The sequence below is a fragment of the Neotamlana nanhaiensis genome (assembly GCF_000943555.1).
GTDB classification, from domain to species: Bacteria; Bacteroidota; Bacteroidia; order Flavobacteriales; family Flavobacteriaceae; genus Neotamlana; species Neotamlana nanhaiensis.
Window position 1 is genome coordinate 56,240 of record NZ_JTDV01000003.1, and the last position, 18,905, is coordinate 75,144.

General features: G+C 34.1%; 15 protein-coding genes and 1 riboswitch. Of the genes, 7 read left to right on the forward strand and 8 right to left on the reverse strand.

The annotated features are described in order from the left end of the window. The first annotated feature begins 57 nt into the window (after positions 1-57). Positions 58-3,144, forward strand: a complete 3,087-nt coding sequence (locus PK35_RS05630; RefSeq protein WP_044625731.1) for a GEVED domain-containing protein — start codon at positions 58-60, stop codon at positions 3,142-3,144. Between the two features lie 110 nt (positions 3,145-3,254). Here the strand turns inward: PK35_RS05630 and PK35_RS05635 are convergent, their stop codons facing one another. The 3 genes from PK35_RS05635 to PK35_RS05645 are packed head-to-tail and all read right to left on the reverse strand — an operon-like array spanning position 3,255 to position 6,741. Further along, positions 3,255-3,791 carry an acyl-CoA thioesterase gene (locus tag PK35_RS05635; RefSeq protein WP_044625732.1) on the reverse strand — a complete coding sequence of 179 codons (537 nt, stop codon included), beginning with the start codon at positions 3,789-3,791 and terminating at the stop codon, positions 3,255-3,257. A gap of 12 nt (positions 3,792-3,803) precedes the next feature. Then, on the reverse strand, positions 3,804-5,189 hold the full coding sequence (locus PK35_RS05640; RefSeq protein WP_044625733.1) for a DNA recombination protein RmuC: 1,386 nt from the start codon (positions 5,187-5,189) through the stop codon (positions 3,804-3,806). A gap of 43 nt (positions 5,190-5,232) precedes the next feature. Next, entirely contained in the window at positions 5,233-6,741 is a 1,509-nt protein-coding gene (locus PK35_RS05645; RefSeq protein ID WP_044625734.1) for a reverse transcriptase domain-containing protein, read from the reverse strand. A gap of 456 nt (positions 6,742-7,197) precedes the next feature. Between PK35_RS05645 and PK35_RS05650 the strand changes: the two genes are divergently transcribed. Beyond that, positions 7,198-7,932, forward strand: coding sequence for a hypothetical protein (locus PK35_RS05650; protein ID WP_044625735.1), 735 nt, complete (start codon positions 7,198-7,200; stop codon positions 7,930-7,932). 6 nt (positions 7,933-7,938) lie between these two features. Here PK35_RS05650 and PK35_RS05655 read toward each other — a convergent pair whose 3' ends face one another. From PK35_RS05655 to PK35_RS05665, 3 genes are read right to left on the reverse strand one after another with little or no spacing between them, the layout of a single operon-like run. After that, a complete protein-coding gene (locus tag PK35_RS05655) occupies positions 7,939-8,733 on the reverse strand; it encodes an ABC transporter ATP-binding protein (RefSeq protein WP_044625736.1) in 795 nt (264 codons plus the stop codon). 53 nt (positions 8,734-8,786) lie between these two features. Then, positions 8,787-9,818 carry a FecCD family ABC transporter permease gene (locus tag PK35_RS05660; RefSeq protein ID WP_044625737.1) on the reverse strand — a complete coding sequence of 344 codons (1,032 nt, stop codon included), beginning with the start codon at positions 9,816-9,818 and terminating at the stop codon, positions 8,787-8,789. Then, positions 9,819-10,958, reverse strand: coding sequence for an ABC transporter substrate-binding protein (locus PK35_RS05665; RefSeq protein ID WP_044625738.1), 1,140 nt, complete (start codon positions 10,956-10,958; stop codon positions 9,819-9,821). Between the two features lie 84 nt (positions 10,959-11,042). Between PK35_RS05665 and PK35_RS05670 the strand changes: the two genes are divergently transcribed. The 3 genes from PK35_RS05670 (at position 11,043) to PK35_RS05680 (ending at position 15,231) form a co-directional block, all read left to right on the forward strand. After that, a complete protein-coding gene (locus PK35_RS05670; RefSeq protein ID WP_044625739.1) occupies positions 11,043-11,981 on the forward strand; it encodes an ABC transporter substrate-binding protein in 939 nt (312 codons plus the stop codon). Positions 11,982-11,992: 11 nt separating this feature from the next. Then, a riboswitch (cobalamin riboswitch) is annotated at positions 11,993-12,255 on the forward strand. Between the two features lie 33 nt (positions 12,256-12,288). Further along, complete coding sequence (locus tag PK35_RS05675; protein WP_044625740.1) at positions 12,289-14,157, forward strand: TonB-dependent receptor plug domain-containing protein; 1,869 nt, start codon at positions 12,289-12,291, stop codon at positions 14,155-14,157. A gap of 3 nt (positions 14,158-14,160) precedes the next feature. Then, entirely contained in the window at positions 14,161-15,231 is a 1,071-nt protein-coding gene (locus PK35_RS05680) for a YncE family protein (RefSeq protein WP_044625741.1), read from the forward strand. A gap of 195 nt (positions 15,232-15,426) precedes the next feature. Here the strand turns inward: PK35_RS05680 and PK35_RS05685 are convergent, their stop codons facing one another. Then, on the reverse strand, positions 15,427-16,137 hold the full coding sequence (locus tag PK35_RS05685; RefSeq protein ID WP_044625742.1) for a Dph6-related ATP pyrophosphatase: 711 nt from the start codon (positions 16,135-16,137) through the stop codon (positions 15,427-15,429). A gap of 9 nt (positions 16,138-16,146) precedes the next feature. Next, positions 16,147-17,595, reverse strand: coding sequence for a S41 family peptidase (locus PK35_RS05690; RefSeq protein WP_044625743.1), 1,449 nt, complete (start codon positions 17,593-17,595; stop codon positions 16,147-16,149). 334 nt (positions 17,596-17,929) lie between these two features. On the opposite strand from PK35_RS05690, the gene PK35_RS05695 reads away from it, so the two are divergent. Both PK35_RS05695 and PK35_RS05700 read left to right on the forward strand, forming a co-directional pair. After that, positions 17,930-18,439: an RNA polymerase sigma factor gene (locus PK35_RS05695; RefSeq protein ID WP_044625744.1), complete on the forward strand. Its 510-nt coding sequence runs from the start codon at positions 17,930-17,932 to the stop codon at positions 18,437-18,439. Further along, positions 18,426-18,905 carry a hypothetical protein gene (locus PK35_RS05700; RefSeq protein WP_044625745.1) on the forward strand — a complete coding sequence of 160 codons (480 nt, stop codon included), beginning with the start codon at positions 18,426-18,428 and terminating at the stop codon, positions 18,903-18,905. Before PK35_RS05695 ends, PK35_RS05700 begins: the two co-directional genes overlap by 14 nt.

The window sequence follows — 18,905 nt, forward strand, 5'->3', positions numbered from 1 at the left end:
ATTGCGTACTGATTTTAACTGTTAACCATAATTTTTATCTAACCAATTCTACTAATTATGAAAACCAACCATTACTTATTGTTGCTCTTTTTTGCAGCTTTTTTTGCTTTTCGACCGCAGTTTTTTGCTCAAGAAAAAGAGCAAGCGCTTAGTAATCCAGAACTTTGCGGTACTACTTTTTTTCATAATCAAAAAATGAAAACTGATGCCGATTATAAGGCAAGACACCTTAATGCAATATCAGCTTTTAGTAAAGTAACTGCAAAAAATTCTAAAAAGCCTAACGGAATTTTACAAGTACCAGTTGTAGTTCATGTTATGCATAAAGGCGAAGCTATTGGTAGCGGTACAAATATATCTGATGAAGATGTAAAGAGAGGTGTGCAATATTTAAATAATTTTTGGAGAAAAGTAGCAGGTTCACATGGCGACGGCGATGGTGTAGATATGCAAATTGAATTTGCTTTGGCTGTGCAAGATGAAAACGGAAATTGTACCAACGGTATAAATCGTGTTGATATGAGCAGTGTACCGGCCTATGTAAATAATGGGGTAAATCGATCAAATACTGGAGGGATTCCTGATTATTCTGGAGATTCCGAGCTAAACTCGTTAAAAGAATACGCTAATTGGAATCCTAATAACTATTATAACGTTTGGCTTGTAGACGAAATAGATAATAAAAACTGTTCTAGCGGCGGATCATACACTGCGGGATATGCTTATTTTGCTGGTGCTCACGGCGCCGCTTACGATGGCTCGGTAGTGTTAATTTGTTCATTTTTAAGCGAAACGTCATCTACATGGGCGCACGAAATGGGACATGCTTTTAATTTACAGCATACGTTTAATGGAGACGATGCCGAAAATGGTATTTGTGGTGACGATGGAATTTTCGATACACCAAGTCATATTAGAACATCCGATATTAGCCCTTCAATCTATTTTGATTGTGATAATAGCGATGTAAATACTTGCGATTCAGCGTTTAATGAAATCATTAATCCTGATACCGGTTTTGTTCGAAATACAGGAACTCATCAAGATCATATGCATAATTATATGGACTATACGGGGTGCGCATCAGAATTTACAGGAGGTCAACGTACTGTGGCAAACAATGCCTTAAATACTACCAGAGCTTCTTATTTAACTAGTCCAGCATTAACACCAGCAAATCCAGCTACGGTATTTTTCTCGGCTTCTGCTACAACGGCTTGTTTAGGTGAAAGTATAACGTTTCTAGATGAATCTAGTTGTACTCCAAATACCTATACTAATAATGGTTATGATAATGTTAGTTTTTTATGGACTATCGATAATGGTGTCGATTCGCCTTATACATCAACTTTACAAAATCCAACAATTAATTTTACAAACTCGGGAATTTACAATGTTACGTTGCAAATTACCAATCCTCAAGGTGTTACCAATTTAACTAAAACGAGTTATGTAGCAGTGTCTTCGGGTGTTATAAGCGGTTGTGCAATATCGAGTACCAATGATGATGCTAATTTTGGATGTGGTGTTACAAATGTTAGTTTTAATACCCTAAATAATAGTACAACAACTTCAATTCCGTTAGGTGCTTTACAAGATTTTTCTTGTGATTATAATACTTCTGTTTTTGTAGGTGAAGCTTATGATTTAGAGGTAAATTATAAATCTAGATCTGGTGGAAATCAATATCTGGAAGTTTGGATAGATTGGGATAATAGCGGTTCTTTTGAAGCTATTAATTCTCAAAGTGATAGCGAAATGGTTTTAGCTGATAATATTGTGGCGAGTAGCACTGGTACAGCAACAGTAAGCGTAACACCGCCAGCCACAGCAACTTTAAATACGTTATTGCGTATGCGTGTAGTAAGCGATTATACCCAAGCGCCGGTAACCTGTGGCAATGGTTATATATTACGTGCCGATGATTATGGTGTTTATGTTAAACCTGCCTGTACGCCGCCTTCAGCAGGAATTACCAATAACTCCGCTACTACTGTTTTAACTTGTTTAGAACCATCAATAAGCTTAACGGCTACAGGTGGAGCAAGCTACAGTTGGGATAATAATAAAGGCATTGATGCCACTATTTCGGTGACAGAACCTGGTACTTACACGGTAATCGTTACATCGTCAAATGGGTGTACGGATACCGAAAGTATTGTTATTACAGAAGATAAACCAACTCCAACTGCCGAAATTACACCTGCTGATGGTACCACGGCTTTTACTTGCGATATTTCATCTATAAGCTTAACGGCTTCTGGCGGTGTAAGTTACAATTGGGATGATGGTTTAGGTACTAATGAGACAATTTCTGTTACACAGCCTGGAACTTATACAGTAACGGTTACCGCCGCGAATGGATGTACAGATACCGAAAGCATTGTAATTAGTAATAATAAAACTACCGAAACTTGCGAAGTTTCGAGTACTAACGATAATGGTAATTTTGGTTGTGGGGTTACAAATGTGAGTTTTAATACCATTTCAAATGCTACTTCAACAATTATCCCACTTGGCGCAACTAACGATTTTGTTTGTTCGGATAATACAACGTTAACCTCAGGAAATGGTTACCAATTAGATGTTACTTACAAATCTAGAAGCGATGGAGCTCAATATTTAGAAGTGTGGATTGATTGGGATAGTAATGGTGAGTTTGAAACTTCTAATTCTAACGGAAACAACGAACAAGTATTATTAAATAATATTTCGGCGAGTACAACATTTACAGCGAGTACAATTGTAACACCTCCCGCAACAGCAACTTTAAATACGTTATTAAAAATGCGTGTGGTAACCGACTATAATCGTTCGCCTGTTACTTGTGGCAATGGTTTTGTGTTGCGTGCAGACGATTACGGCGTAACCGTTTCTAATGCTTTAAGTGTTGCTGATTTGGCTGCGGATGATGATAGTTTTAAAATTTATCCAAATCCAGTTAACAATTATTTGAATGTAACTATTAGTCATTCAGAATCTATTAAATCATTAAAAATTTATGATGTTTTTGGAAAAACAATTTTAGAAAATGAGTTAAATAGAAGTGAGCCAATTGATGTTTCAGGGCTTCAAAAGGGACTTTATTTTATAAAAGTTGAAACCGAAACCAAGGCTTATGTTAGAAAGTTTTTAAAAGAATAGTGATGTAATGAGGCTATCTAAAAAGTGTGAAATCTGTCATTCTGAATTTATTTCAGAATCTGAAACAAGTTCAGATTGACAAAAATGTGACTTTTTAGATGGCCTTTATTTTATAAATCAATCATAACATTGTGTTGCTTTACAACATCTAAATAGTTTTCAATATTAAATTGTGAAGCGTTGTATTTTGTGGTTCGGGTTCTAGATTGTTCTTGGCGTTCAATACTTCTAGCAAATCGCCTTACGCTATCAACTGTATTTAAAATAATACCTGGTACTTTTACGTTTTTGCCCTGTTCATCTTTGGCAACCATTGTAAAATACGAAGAGTTACAATGCTTTTTTTTACCCGTTTGAATGTTTTCCGATTCTACGCGTAAACCAACAACCATCGAGGTGTTTCCTGTAAAATTTACAGAAGCTTTTAAGGTTACTAATTCACCAACATCAATCGGATTTAAAAAATCTACCCGATTTACCGATGCAGTAACACAGTAATGCCCTGAATGTTTCGAGGCACAAGCAAATGCAATTTGATCCATTAAATTTAAAATGTAACCACCGTGAATCTTTCCACTAAAATTCGAGTGCGATGGCAGCATAAGTTCGGTTATGGTTATTTGAGAATCTTCAATGTTTTTAAACATAATTTACAATTTTTAGTCGTCTTCTTGAGCACGTTTTATAATAGCTTCGGGTAAAGCTTTTTTAGCTTTGGCTCCCATTTTTTTCAATTTTTCTACGCTGGTTATCAGGTTACCTCGACCTTCAACCAATTTATTCATGGCTGCCGAATAATCGGTTTTTGCAGCGTCTATTTTTTTACCAACACCAGTCAAATCCTTTACTAAACCTTCAAATTTATCATAAAGTGCACCCGCTTGTCTAGCAATTTCTATGGCATTTTGTTGTTGTTTTTCATTGGTCCACATGGTATCTATGGTACGTAAGGTGGCCAATAGGGTTGATGGTGTTACAATAACAATATTTTTCTCGAAGGCTTTATTGTAAATGGATGTGTCTTCGTTTACAACCACCGCAAAAGCAGGTTCTATCGGGATAAACATCAATACAAAATCGGGAGATTCCATATCGTATAAATCTTGATAGTTTTTTTCTGAAAGCTGATCGACATGGCGTTTCACCGAATTTACGTGCGCTTTTAAAAACGGTAGTTTTTCATCGTCATCAGCATTTACCAAGCGTTCATAATCGGTTAAAGATACTTTACTATCAATAATCATTTTTTTACCGTCTGGTAAATGTAAAACCACATCGGGCATAACGCGTGAATTATCGTCTCTTGTAAAACTTTGCTGTACAAAATATTCACGATCTTTCTCTAATCCAGATTTTTCTAACACGCGCTCTAAAACCAATTCGCCCCAATTACCTTGCATTTTGCTGTCACCTTTCAAGGCGCGCGTGAGGTTGGTAGCTTCTTTGGTCATTTGCTGATTTAAATCTTTTAAACCAAGCAATTGCTCTTTTAAAGCCGAATGCATACTGATGCTTTCCTTTTGAGTTAAATCGACTTTTTCCTCGAAGGTTTTTATTTTTTCCTGTAACGGACTTAAAATATTCTTGATATTTTCCTTATTCTGCTCGGTAAATTTATTCGATTTCTCTTCCAGAATTTTATTCGCTAACAGTTCAAAATCTTTACGCAACTGTTCTTGGCGTTGCTCTAATTCTTTATCGCGTTTTAAGTTTTGTTGTTGTAGATTTTCGAATTCGGAGTTTCTTCTAGCTAATTCGGTGTTTAAAAAATCTTTTTCACGACGAATAGCTTCACGTTCTTTTTCAATTTTAGTAACCGTTTCTTTAAGCTCGTTTATTTTTAAATCGAAATTTTGGTTTTGTTTCTCATTTTCGGAAGCATGAAGCGTTTTTAAATCTTCAATTTGAAGGTTTAAATTGTTGTTACGTTCTTCAAGCGTACTTTTTTCGGTTTTACTTTTTAGTTTGCTAATAGTTAAACCAATATAGCCGCCAACTAAGGCTGAAATAAGTATGGAAATGATAAGAATTAGGCTGTCGTTCATTTATAGAATGTTTATTTTGTAAATTTAGTAATAATTAGAGCATTTAATTTTTCTTCACATTTGAAAAATTATATTTTTTTAGTGTCTGTTGAAGAATTTTCCAATGATTCCGAAGTTGTCTTTTTATTTCAGGTGCATTTAAGTCTTCTGAAGCTTTGTAGGCATATCGTATATAGTTGCCTCTATATTTTTTTTCGAAATAGTCCGTTTTAGGTTCTCCATCAATAAAATCAGTTCGTTTTGATGGTAATTTTCTTGTTTTTACGCCCTTGAAAGAATATAAACGATAAATTTTTCTTTTAAAAATAGCACCTTCATCTATTAGTTTAACTTCCTTCAAGTTTTCAACTCGCTTATTTTTTCTTTTGACGGCCTGTTTCATTCTCCTATAAAATGAAGCAAGGTTTTTAGATTTAATAAGAGTTTGATAACCGTAAAACTCAAAGCCTAAATAATTTAGAGGTACATTTTCTTTTAAAGAACCATCGTCTTCAATTTTGTAAGATTGTAAGCGATTTTTATTTGGTCTGAACAGAGTTTTTTCTGTTTTTTCAAAGGAAATTGTAAGGTCTATTTTTTCAATTTGTTTTTTTACAAATTTTTCAACGAAATTGATTTGTTCTTTGTTACAAAGTAAGATAATATCATCAGAATATCTCCTGTAAAAAATTTTATGTTTTTGGGTGAGTTCATTAACGATAGATTCGTCAAATGATAACATATAAATATTGGCTAAAATTGCACTAATTGGAAGTCCTTGTGGTATACCTTTTAATAAACCGTTTTTGTCTTTTTTTTGGTTCTTATAAATTATGATATCACTTTCAATCAAGTCTTTTATGCTTTCAAAAAAAGCGTGTTTTCCATTTTTTTTGTTCTCAGCAAGTTTTTTTTCATCGAAATGACCATTTTTAGTTTTTAGGTCGCTGAGTTTAACATATGAAAATCGCGTAGTTGCTTTAAACAAATTATAATGATCTTTAGGCAATGTTTTCGAACCTAAAGTTTTCGCCCAAGCAAGTTTTAACTTTTTATGGTTTAAACTTGGAAAAAAATTTTCAATATCTAAAACTAGAGCTACACAATTTTGTCTTCGTTTAATTTCATCAAAAACATCTTTTGCAAAATGAACATTATTTTTAAACTTTAAATCATCATCTGTTTTTATTTGTCGATACGCTGTTATGGTATTTGACAAAATAGGATTTTTATCTAAATAGCTTTCGTATTTTGGAGTAATTAATTGCTGAGTATAGTACGAAAATATATGGGCATCAATATGTGTGGCAAATAAAATCTCTCTTACTTTAGCATTGGATGTTATTTTACCATTTTTATTTTTCTTGTGAGATCGTTTAAAGATTCCGTTGTGATTGGATAGTTTATAGCGCCTTTGTTTTAATTCTTTAAAGATTAAAGGAAAAAAGGAATGTTTAGTTATGTTTTTGGGATTAGAAATGTATTTAAAAACTTTTCCTCTAGAAGCATGTGGTGTTCTATTAGAAAAATGAATATAACCTCTGTCTTTAAACCAATCTTTTTTTTGCTTCATAACTATTTAAAGTAAGAGAAGTTCTCGCGCGTATTTATTGCAGAATAAAACTTACATCTTACTAGAAGACTGAACCAATAGCCGAATTCTCGACCCACGCTGCAATTATACGTAACAAATAAATACATATACAATATGATAGTAAATATTCTTCTGATAGTAAACATAGCTTTAGAAATCTCCAATTTATCCATGTACTGGGGAGTTATCAAAGACCTAGCAAGAATTTGTTCAACACTATTAATAGTGGCAGGACAAAGTTCTTGTGTATTAAATTCTAATAGTTTAACTTACAGTATACTTAATCTCCATATTTATTAAACCCTCTGAAGGTCGGATTAAGTGATTAACCTATTGTTAATACAGTAGTTCAACAAATGTTTTATTCCCTTTAACTAAAGAACTTCCTTACTTTGAGGTAAATATATATATTTAATTGATTTTAAAATATTTATAATGCCGAAAAATAAATTTAATTTGGGTGAAATAGTTACATTTAAGTCTCATCCATTATTGTATGATTATTATATAAGAGGAGATGGTAAATTAGTACCTCCATTTCTGGTTATTTCAGAGATTGAGTTTGAAAATAAAAGTAAAAAAGTAGTTGAAGAAGTAACAGGTTCTAAAATTGCTGAAAAAGTAAAGTATAAATGTGTGTTTTTTGATGATAATAGGTCTCAATTTAAAGAGGTTTTTGTTTATCAAAGTATGTTGGAGAGTTTTAAAAGCATATGTATCGCTAGAAATAATGAAGTTGATAAAAAAGAAACCTATGAAAGTCTTATTTCAGAGGCATCATTATACACTGTTCCTAATTACGAGTATTCAAAAATAGTTTATTTTAAAACTAAAAAGTTTGAGATTTTTAAAAAGCGAATCTCTGTTAGACAGATAAAGAAGAAAAATAAAATTATAGACAAAGAGATTATTCAATATGTTGTTAACTATGCAACTCCAGATTTTGTTTTAACCGGTATAAAAAAGCAGATTCCTGAGAACAAATTTTATTCAAATGGAGATAAAAGAAAAATATCATCTGAGATACTTTATAAAGTAAAATGGTTTAATAGTAATCAAATGAAGTTTAGTGAACAATTTTTGCCCAGTGAGTGTTTTATGAAAGAGCAGCCTTTTCAAACTATAATAAAGCATAATCACGATAGTAATGAAAAGGAGAGTGGAAAATAATTTATGCTATTTCTTCACTTTAAAAGTTCCTGAATTGGTATCAAAAGCAATTAAATCATCAGGAAAAAGGGCATTAAAAACACCTTTTTCAATAAGGTTGCAAGGTGAATCAAAATGAATAGCATCATTGTGCATCACAATCATTTTATCACATAATTGAATGGCTAAATCAATCTCATGCGAAGAAAATAAGATGGTTTTTTGGGTATCTCTAGCCAATTTTTGAAGCAATTTTAAAATATATGCTTTGTGATACATGTCGAGATGTGTTGTAGGTTCATCTAAAATAATGAGATCGGTATCTTGCGCTAAGGCACGTGCTATCATTACTTTTTGGAGCTGTCCATCGCTTAGCTCGAAGCATTTCTTATCTTTTAAATCCTCTAAATTTATCAGGTTTATGGCTTTGTTAATCACATTTAAATCGTCTGTAGTCAAGTTACCTACCCAATTGGTGTAAGGTTGTCTTCCTAAAGCAATCAATTCGAAAACCGTTAAGTTTTTAGAGGCGAGCGGTTCGGTTAAAACGACGCTTAACAGTTTCGCTAATTCTAAATTTGTACATTGATTTAAAGGCGTGTTTTTGATTAAAACAGAACCGTTTAACTCCGGTAAATTCTTGGTTAAGGTTTTTAATAAGGTAGATTTTCCAATACCGTTAGCGCCAACCAATCCTACTAGTTGTCCTTTTTCAAGCTGAATGTTAATGTTTTCAGCAATAGAAATAACGTTCTTTTTGGTTTTGTAACCAATAGTAAGATTTTCGGTTTTTAAAATGGTATGTTTGGTGTTTTCTACCATGAAATGTTTTCCTCTTTATTTTCTAATTTAATTTTCTCCAGTCTCCTGTCTTCCTAAAACATCATTTTCCGTTTCCGTACCAAAAGCCAAATTACAACCGGCGCGCCAACCAAACAGGTAATAGCGTTAATTGGTAAGGTGTATTCTAAACCTGGTAATTGCGAGATGGTGTCGCAAATCAGCATAATAATACTACCTAAAAGAAAAACGGCAGGCAATAAAATTTTATGATTCGAGGTGGTGAAAATTTGTCGTGTTATATGCGGAATTGCCAAACCTATAAAAGCTATTGGGCCAGCAAAAGCAGTAATAGTTCCTGCTAATAAACTCGTCGCTATAATAATGTAAAGTCGCGTTTTTTTCAAGTTTACACCTAAACTTTTGGCGTAATTATCGCCCAAAAGTAAGGTGTTAAGTGATTTTATGGAAGCCAAACTAAAAAGCAATCCTAAGATATAAATTATTGAAAAAATTATGAGTTCTTGCCATGATAAATTTCCTAATGAGCCAAAACGCCAAAAGACAAATTGTTGCAATTCTTCGGCCGTTGAAAAATAAGTGAGCACGCTAATTATGGCTGCGGTGATGCTACCAAACATCAAACCAATAATTAAAAGCGCCATAGTATCTCTAACTCGTGTTGAAACAATTAATACGGTAAGTAAAACTAAAAAACTACCTAAGCTGGCGGCGATTATCATGCTCCATTTCGAGATTAAAATACCAGCTACAACACCTCCAAATAATGAGGCTCCCATAATAGCCAAAGCCACACCTAAACTCGCGCCCGAGGTTATACCAAGTACAAAAGGACCAGCTAACGGATTTTTAAATAAGGTTTGCATCAATAATCCTGAAATGCCTAAACCCGAACCCACAATTATGGCTGTAAATGCTTTTGGTAAACGGTAATTAATTATTATGAATTCCCAAGATTCGTTGGTGTTTTCGAGTCCGAATAAACTGCTAAAAACCGATTTTAAGGGTATTAAAACCGAACCCAAACAAATATTTAACAAAAAACATAGCAGTAGTACAACACTAAGTGCTAAAAATGCTGTTTTATATGTTGAGATACTTTGCAATTATTGTAAGGGTTTAAAAAAGTAAAGTTCGTAATTTGGTAGCACTTCGGGGTGTGCAATTTTTATAATGTCTTTTAAAACTAAATCGGGGCGAAGCGGCCCCAATTCAAAATAGACTAAACCACCATTTTCACTTACTTTTTTTGTGTAACTATACACATTATTGGTTTTGTAAGCGTTAAAAAAAGTATAGCGGTTGTATTGACTTTCCATTTCAGATTTGCTATTGTATAAACCTGCACCAATCCAAAACTGCGCTGTTTTCGCTTTTTCTAAAACGTTTTCAAAATTAAGCTGTAAACTTCCCGCTGATTGGTCGTTTTTCCAAATATAATCGGTATTGGCATCTTTTAAAAACGTAGCCATAAAACTTTCGCCTCCAGGTACGTTCCATATATCTTTAAACATAGACCCAGAAAATACAGTAGGTGTTTCAGCGGTGTTTGCTGCGAGTTGTTTAACCTTTAAATAATCATTTTCAATGGTCTTAAAAATACTGTTAGCGGCGTCATTTTTATCGAAAAAAGCAGCTATAAATTTAATCCATTCGGCTCTACCAAGTGGGTGATTTTCCGTCCAAGCACCATCAATAACAACAGGAATATTAAAGCGCTCAATCTGACTTAAAGATTTGCTCGTTCCGTTTATGGAATGCCCAATAACCACATCGGGTTGTAGGTCTAAAAGCAACTCCATGTTCATGTCAGCTTCACTGTTTAAATCTTTTACAAGGCCTTGTTCTATGCGTGTTCTAGTTTTTTCAGAAGAGATAAAATTAGTATTCGGAAAGCCTACTAATTTATCTTCAATACCTAAAAATTCAAGTGCAGGAATATTGGTGGTCGATGTAACAACCAATTTATTTACGGGTACTTTTATAACCGTTTTATTTTTGAATGCTTCTGGAACAGGTTTACCGTTTTTAACCAAAATATATTCAAAAGTTTTGTTGCTATTTGGCCATGGCGAAGTTACTGTAACCACTTTATAATCTTCAAAATATTTTATGCTAAAACCCTTAGCGTAGCCAATGTTTTCGGGTTGTTTTTCTGTTTGTGAAGCAGAATTTTCCCTTTTGATATCTTTTTTACAAGACGTAAAAATTAAAGCACTACATAAAAAGATAAAAACTAATCGCATAACTAAAAATTGGAAGCCAAAGGTCTTTATTTTTTTTGAATTACTCTGTGAAATCTACGTATTTTAGCTTTAAAATTAAAAATTATGACAGTTTCTTCGTTTATGCCGGCGGTAACACAAATGATTTACGATATGGGTTTACAAGCCCATTTAGAAGGCATTACGTTTGAATGTCCTGCGGAAGCATTGCAAGAAAAGCAAGTGGCAGTGCGCTATAAATTGGAAGGCAAAACGTTAACAAGCGAAGAAATAAATACTATTTTTTCTGAAACTAAAGCAGCAGGTGAAACGCTGTATTATGTTGATGAACCTGTTTTAGAAACCATCGCGCCCGATATTATTTTTACGCAAGACGTTTGCGATGTGTGCCAAATTGATACTGAATGTGTGGCAGCATCGGCTTATAAATTGCCTAAAATTCCAGAACTTATTTCGATAACACCAAACAGTTTGGATGATGTTTTTGATAATGCACTAACCATTGCAAAAGCGATGCAGCAAGAAGCTGTAGGTGTAAATTATATTGAAGGTTTAAAACAGCGTATTTACAACATTGTAGATAAACAACGCGAACGTCGTATTCAGCCAAAATCGGTGATGCTTTTAGAATGGATTGATCCTATTTTTAATTGTGGACATTGGATTCCGCATCAAATTGGTTATGCGGGAGGCATCGATTTATTGTCGCATCCATCGGGTGATAGCATTGTAATTCCTTGGGATAAAATTGTAAAGTACAACCCCGAAGTCATTATTATTGCGCCATGTGGTTATACTACCGAACGCACCTTACAAGATATGTGTTTTTTAGAAGAAAAACCAGAATGGAACAGCTTAAAAGCGGTAAAAAACAATCAAGTATACTTAGCCGATTTCGATATGTTTACCCAATCTTCTGCAGGAACTTTAGTAAACGGCATTGAATGTTTAGCGGCTATGATTCATCCAGAATATTTTGAGGCGCCGAATTCTTTAGCTTCAAAATTTTGTAATTATAATACTTTAAAAAGCGTAAGTTCTTAAAAAAACGCACTACCTTTGTGGCGAATTTTGGTTTGACATAGGATGAGATCCCAAAACAATTTTGGGACACTACGTCGATTAAAAGGGAATCTGGTGCAACTCCAGAACTGTTCCCGCAACTGTAAATTTATGCCGATGTCACCCTGAGCGCAGTCGAAGGGTTGTTTCGGTACCTCAAAAGAGGATGTTATTCACTTCAAACCACTGGTTTTTTACTGGGAAGGTTAAATAGCATAAAACAAGTCAGGAGACCTGCCACAATTCATAATTTAATAATAAAACTTTCGGGATAAAAGTTTAGTTAGTTATGAAGCAAAAAGCACTTGTTTTATTTGTTGGTATTTTTAGTACGCTAAGTTTTGCGCAGAACGATAGTTTGGTAAATCGTTTGGCCGAAGTTGTGGTGCTTGCCGATACCAAATTAAAAGCGCATTCTGTAGGCTATAAAATTGAGCGTTTAAACGATTCTGTAATCTTTAAAAATACCGAGTCGTTTACCAATTTACTCCGTTTTAATACACCCATTTATTTACGTGAATACGGTGCAGGTGGTACAAGTTCGGCTAGTTTTAGAGGTACAAGCGCATCAAACACTGCTGTGGTGTGGAATGGTATAAACATAAACTCGGTAAACAGTGGGCAAACTAGTTTTAATAGTTTTACGGTCACGTTGTTTGACGGTATTGATGTTCGAAGTGGCGGTGGTAGTTTAGAATATGGTTCGGGAGCTATTGGAGGCACAATTCACTTAAACGACAAGCTAAAATTCACAAACAAAGACGCTTTTAAAAATCGCACGCAGCTGTCGTACGGTAGTTACAACACTTTCCAAGGGTTGCATAAGCTTAAATTTTCAAATAAAAAGGTGGCGATAAATGCAGGAGTATCTTACAATACATCCGATAATGATTATCCTTGGCTTGAAACCGATTTGAAAAATAGCAACGGACAGTACACAAACCTTGCTTTAAATTTTAGTGGAGCGTATTATTTAAACAGCCAATCGCAAATTAATTTTTATACCGCGAATTACAGAGGAGAGCGCTTTTTTTCGGGCGAGTTGCCAAATCCAACTTCAGCTAATGATAAATATCAAGATTTTAGCAACAGAAATTTACTGACTTACTCTAATCACGGTAACAGCTTTAAGCATGATGCGAAATTGGCTTTTTTAACTCAAGAATATCGTTTTTTCGACGATGCAAATATTAATGACTACAGTTTCGGAAAATCAAAACGCTTCTTAGCGAATTATAATGTTAGCTACAGTTTGTTTAAAAACGGAAGTGTAACATCATTTTCTGAGTTTGAAGATATTTACGGAAAAACAGATCAGATATCTGAAAAAAACCGTCGCCAGTTTGCGCAAGCCTTCATTTATAATCAATCATTTAAAAACAATGTTTCAGTTGAAGCTAAAGTTAGAAAAGATTATAATTCCGATTATAAAGTGCCATTTACCTATGCTTTAGGCATGAAATTTAACCCAAAATCACAATGGTTTTTAAGAGCTAACGGATCTAAAAATTATAGAGTGCCTACCTATAACGATTTGTACTGGCCAGGGCAAGGAAATTTGAATTTAATACCCGAAACGGCGTTGCAAGGTGAAATAGGTTTCGGATTTAAAACACCGAGTTTTTTTGCCGATTTAGCGGTATTTTATATAGCAACACAAGATAAAATTGTGTGGACACCCAATGCCGATGCCAACCGTCCAGGGGTTTGGGTACCCGTAAATATTGCCGAAGTTGATAATAAAGGTATTGAGCTTGCTTTGCAATACAACAAAACCTTTCATAAACATAAACTTCAGTTTAAACTTAATTACAGCTATACCGAAGCTATTGATGCGTCGACCAACAAGCTAACTATTTTTACACCAAAGTATTTGCTAAATTGTAATGCATCATACAATTACAAGCGTTCTACAGCATTCATTCAGCAATTATACACCGGTATGGTGTACACAACGGCAAGCAATTCTAAAGATTTTATGTTGCCTAGTTATAACGTAACTAATATAGGTTTAAACTATAACGTGTTACAAACAGAAAACAATCAATTACAATTGGGTATTAAGGTAAATAACTTATGTAATAATTATTACGTGATACAACCTAGACGTCCAATGCCAAACCGAAATTTTAATTTTAACTTAAACTATACATTCTAAATTATGAAAATCAATAAATTACTAACTGCCATTTTTGTATTAAGTGCATTGTTTTTAACTTCTTGTAGCAGTGATGATGATTCTGTTAGCGAACCAAGAAGCGACTACGAAAACGGTATTTTAATAAGTGGAGAAGGTTCTAGCGCAGGGACAGGTTCGGTTTCTTTTATTTCAAATGATTTTACAGTAGCCGAAAATTTAATTTACAAAACGGTAAACGATGTTGAATTAGGAACTTATTTACAATCTATGGCTTTTGATGATGATAACGCATATATCGTTGTAGATAACGCAAACACCATCACCGTAGCCGATAGATATACTTTTGAATATAAAGGAGAAATAACAACCGGATTATCGTTACCAAGATTTATGGTTACGGCAAACGGTAAAGGGTATGTAACCAATTGGGGATCGACAGCTGATGATACCGATGATTTTATAGCTGTTGTAGATTTAAGCACTTATAGCATTGAAAAAACAATTAGTGTTGGTAATGGACCTGAGCGCATTGTAGCGCATAATGGTAAACTATACGTGTCGCATAAAGGCGCTTATACAACCAATAATATTGTATCGGTTATAACTATTGCAGATGATAATGTTGAAGAAATTACCGTAAAAGATAATCCAGACGAGTTGTTTTTTAATACCTCTGGTAATTTAGTTGTGCTTTCTGAAGGAAGAACAATTTATGATGCAAATTGGAATGTAACAGGGCATACTTTGGCAAGTATTTCAACTATAAATCCAAATAGTTTAGCTGTTTCACAGGAAGTTGTATTTGCTGAAGGAGAGCACCCATCGTTAATGGAAATAGATAATGGGACTATTTATTACGCTTTAAACGGAAGTATTTATAGCTTAAATGAAAGTGAATCGACACTTCCAATAGCATCTATAATGACAGCAGAAGGTTACTTATACGGAATGGCAGTGCAAGAAGATAACATTTTTACACTTGATGCTAGTTTTACCGATGCTAGTACTTTAAATGTGTATAGTGTTAGCACTTCAGAAAAAGTGTATACGCAATCTGTAGCAATTGGCGCTTCAAAAATTTATTTTAATTAAAAGTCTTCGCGTAAATTTTTACGCCACATTTAGCTTTAGGTGAGAGATAAAGCTAAATATCAAGAGGCTGTCTAAAAAGTGTGAAATCTGTCATTCTGAATTTATTTCAGAATCTTAAATGATTGATTTCCTAAACACATTAGAATCTGAAACAAGTTCAGATTGACAACAATGTGGCTTTTTAGACAGCCTCTTTTATTTTGGTAATAAATCGCAGTACCAAACCCCATAATTATCGGTGGTGCAAACCGAATCGTTGGTTTTAGGTTGTTTATATTCGCGATATACTTTTTCGCCGATTGTAAAATCTACTGGTTGTTTAAAAATTGGTCCATCGAAACAAAAGGTATGGAATTCGCCATTTTCACCACAGGCATCAACACCTTTGGGTAAATTTTTAATAAAGTGCTCGTCTATTACAGTACCTACAAAATCTTTATTAAAATATTTAGAATTGGCACAAACCACAACAGTTTTAAATCCTAAGCTTAAAAACTCATTAAGTAATTCTTTAGTATCGCGTTTCCAAATTGGGAAAACTGAATTAAAACCGAATTTAGCTAATTGGTTTTCGCGATAGGTTCTTAAATCTTCAAGAAAAATATCTCCAAAAGCGCTATGTGTAAAACCATTGGCTTTAAGTCTGCTAACAGTTTCATACATTTTAGCTTCGTAAACGGCCATACTTGGCATTTCGGGTAATTCTATAAGACTTGCTTTTATACCAATAGCCTGGGTTTGCGCTACAAGTAATTCTTTTCGTAACCCATGCATAGAAACCCGATTGTAATGTGCGTTTACGGTGGTAATTAATTCTTCAACCGCGTAATTGTTGTCTTGTAGTAAATAATATAACGCAAGCGCAGAGTCTTTGCCAGAGCTCCAGTTAAAGTAGGTTTTGTGCATTTTTTTAGACTAATCTATTCTCATGCCGCCTTCTAACGGATTAAAATCGTTACTATCTTTAATAAAAACTAAAGGCGATTTGCTATTAGACGTTGGTTTATTTATAGTTGATTTACCCGTTTGGTTTTCAATATCGGCTAACGCTAACGCTAGCATAGGCTCGTTTTCGTTCCCTAAAACCCCTAGATTTAATGGGTTTTCGCTATATTCAAAACCTACGGTTGGCGTTAATCCTGTGCCTGGTACTTCGTCATTGTCTTTATTAACACCTGTAGCAACAAGTGGTTGCATAGCGTAAGTATGATTTTGGTTGGCACCTGCTTTCTCGAAATTGGCAGAATCGTAAATGGTTATAGAAGCTTGTGTTTTTCCTACGGTTTTTTCTCCAATATGAACAACATTGATGTAGGATGATAAGCCATTAATTAAGCCTTCGCTGGCGGAAGCAGATCTTTCGGTTGCCAAAACATACACTTTGTTAAGGTTTAAACTATTGATTGTGTTTCCATTTTCTAACTGATTTTGAAAGTTATAATTCCTGTTATTGGAAGCAAAGTTTTCGTTATAAATTAGTTTTTGAAATAGTTCTCCTGTAAACTGTCCCGTAATCATACTTGCTAAATAAGTTTCGGTGCTTACGGTGCCCCCTGGGTTATAGCGTAAATCTACTACTAAGTGCTGGACGTTATTATTTTTGAAATTAGCAAAGACGTTGTTTAATTGGTTCTCCGAACCACCTGTAAATCCGTTATACATGAGGTAACCTACATTTTGTCCGTTTACGGTTAGGATATTAGATGTATAAATAGGATCTTCGGTGTAAATGGTTCCTGTTAGAGAGAACGTTTCGCCGTTGGGTTCCATATAGTCGTCTGCAGTGTCTGTGGTATTATTATCGTTATAAGTGGCTAAGCTTATGGAGTAGTTGTCTTGAGTAAGTAGACTCAAGTAATTATCAACGGTTAATGTATTGCCATCTACGGCATAAAATAAATCGCCACGTTCTATATCATTATTGCTAGCTGAAGTATTAGGTAAGACTAAGCGAACTACACCAATAAGATCTGTGCTACTATTTGGAGCCCGATATAAGGCAATCTCCATGCCGTTAGTGGTGTAGGTGCCATCAAAAGAAGCTTCTAACACAGTGTAATCTGGATATATTCTGCTAAATCGATCTACGTTTTCACTATCGTAAATTAAGCTTTCAAATAAGGCTTCGGGTGTTTCATAACTACTTAAATAGTTTGTGTATTCTTGGTTTGAAGAAAATCTAGTGTCTGCCAAATTAGAGATGTTGCTTTTGTAGAGATAGTAAACGTTCATACCACTCCAAACAAAATCTTTTACTTCAACCGAAACGGCTTGCGGGTTGGTAACATCGTCGCCATCTTCGAAACAGCTGGTTAATAATAGTGATATTATAAGTAGGTTGAGAAGTGCTTTTATGGGTTTCATAAGTTGTATTTTAAAACTTTAGTCTAAAAACTATAAATTTATTTACATTATTGCGTAATAAAAAACGATTTAATAAAAATGTAACAGACTTTTAAATAGTTTTACCGTTTGCAGTACGCAAACACCTTGGCAAGCACGTGCGTAAGGGATTGAACGGCATGTTTGAGCTCGCCGACGTAGGAGGCAGCGAGTAGTGAAAGCCCGACCCCAAATTATGGGGTTACGCCCAAATTAATTTTTTTTTTGATGTTGATGTAACAAAATAAATAATGGATCGTCGTAATTACAAATAGCAGAAATAAACCAGCTGCTTTTAACTAAACCAAACCAGAAAATGACTCAAACGGAGTTTTTAAATATTGTAATGCCTTTTAAGGATAAAGTATTTAGGGTGGCAAAACGCTTACTTATAAGTACTGAAGAGGCTGAAGATGCAACACAAGAAATTCTGTTAAAGTTATGGAAAAACAAAAAGAAAATGCAGGAGTATAAAAATGTAGAAGCGTTTTCTATGACGATGACAAAGAATTTTTGTTTCGACAAATTAAAATCGAAACAGGCACAGAACTTAAAAATTGTACATAGCAATTATGAAGATGGAAACACCTCGTTACAAAAGCAAGTTGAGCTTAACGATAGTGTAAATTGGGTGGGTAGAATTATTGAAGATTTACCAGAGCAACAACGCCTAATTGTACAATTAAGAGATATAGAAGAATATGATTTGGATGAGATTGCGAAAATGCTAGATATGAATAATACAGCGGTTCGCGTAAACTTATCGAGAGCACGAAAAACAATACGAGAAAAATTAACTAATACACATAATTATGGTATTAAATAATATAGAAAAATTACTTGAAAAGTACGACAACGGCGAAACAAGTTTAAAGGAAGAGCAACTGTTGAAAAACTATTTTACAAGCGACAATGTGGCTCCACATTTAGAAATGTATAAACCTATGTTTGCGTATTTTTTGGTAAACCAGCAAGAACAATTTACTAAAGACGTTCCATTAAAAACTACCAGAAAATTTAATTATAAATGGATTTCGGTCGCAGCAGTAGCGGTTCTAATGCTAGGGTTTTATTTGGGTACAAGCACAACAAAAAGCGAGCTTGGTACTTACGAAGATCCGCAATTGGCCTATAATGAAGTTACAAAATCTCTAGAAATGATTAGTAAACGCTTTAATAAAGGTACAGCAACAGTTGGGTATTTAAACGAGGTAAATAAAGGGGCAGCTACCTTAAATTACCTTAATGAAATTGAAAACTCAACCAACATAATTTTTAAAAACAACAAGTAA

Excerpts from the sequence above, each read along its gene's own strand:
- PK35_RS05630 (WP_044625731.1), top strand. The coding sequence starts at position 58 with ATGAAAACCAACCATTACTTATTGTTGCTCTTTTTTGCAGCTTTTTTT.
- PK35_RS05635 (WP_044625732.1), bottom strand. The coding sequence starts at position 3,791 with ATGTTTAAAAACATTGAAGATTCTCAAATAACCATAACCGAACTTATG.
- PK35_RS05640 (WP_044625733.1), bottom strand. The coding sequence starts at position 5,189 with ATGAACGACAGCCTAATTCTTATCATTTCCATACTTATTTCAGCCTTA.
- PK35_RS05645 (WP_044625734.1), bottom strand. The coding sequence starts at position 6,741 with ATGAAGCAAAAAAAAGATTGGTTTAAAGACAGAGGTTATATTCATTTT.
- PK35_RS05650 (WP_044625735.1), top strand. The coding sequence starts at position 7,198 with ATGCCGAAAAATAAATTTAATTTGGGTGAAATAGTTACATTTAAGTCT.
- PK35_RS05655 (WP_044625736.1), bottom strand. The coding sequence starts at position 8,733 with ATGGTAGAAAACACCAAACATACCATTTTAAAAACCGAAAATCTTACT.
- PK35_RS05665 (WP_044625738.1), bottom strand. The coding sequence starts at position 10,958 with ATGCGATTAGTTTTTATCTTTTTATGTAGTGCTTTAATTTTTACGTCT.
- PK35_RS05670 (WP_044625739.1), top strand. The coding sequence starts at position 11,043 with ATGACAGTTTCTTCGTTTATGCCGGCGGTAACACAAATGATTTACGAT.
- PK35_RS05675 (WP_044625740.1), top strand. The coding sequence starts at position 12,289 with ATGAAGCAAAAAGCACTTGTTTTATTTGTTGGTATTTTTAGTACGCTA.
- PK35_RS05680 (WP_044625741.1), top strand. The coding sequence starts at position 14,161 with ATGAAAATCAATAAATTACTAACTGCCATTTTTGTATTAAGTGCATTG.
- PK35_RS05685 (WP_044625742.1), bottom strand. The coding sequence starts at position 16,137 with ATGCACAAAACCTACTTTAACTGGAGCTCTGGCAAAGACTCTGCGCTT.
- PK35_RS05690 (WP_044625743.1), bottom strand. The coding sequence starts at position 17,595 with ATGAAACCCATAAAAGCACTTCTCAACCTACTTATAATATCACTATTA.
- PK35_RS05695 (WP_044625744.1), top strand. The coding sequence starts at position 17,930 with ATGACTCAAACGGAGTTTTTAAATATTGTAATGCCTTTTAAGGATAAA.
- PK35_RS05700 (WP_044625745.1), top strand. The coding sequence starts at position 18,426 with ATGGTATTAAATAATATAGAAAAATTACTTGAAAAGTACGACAACGGC.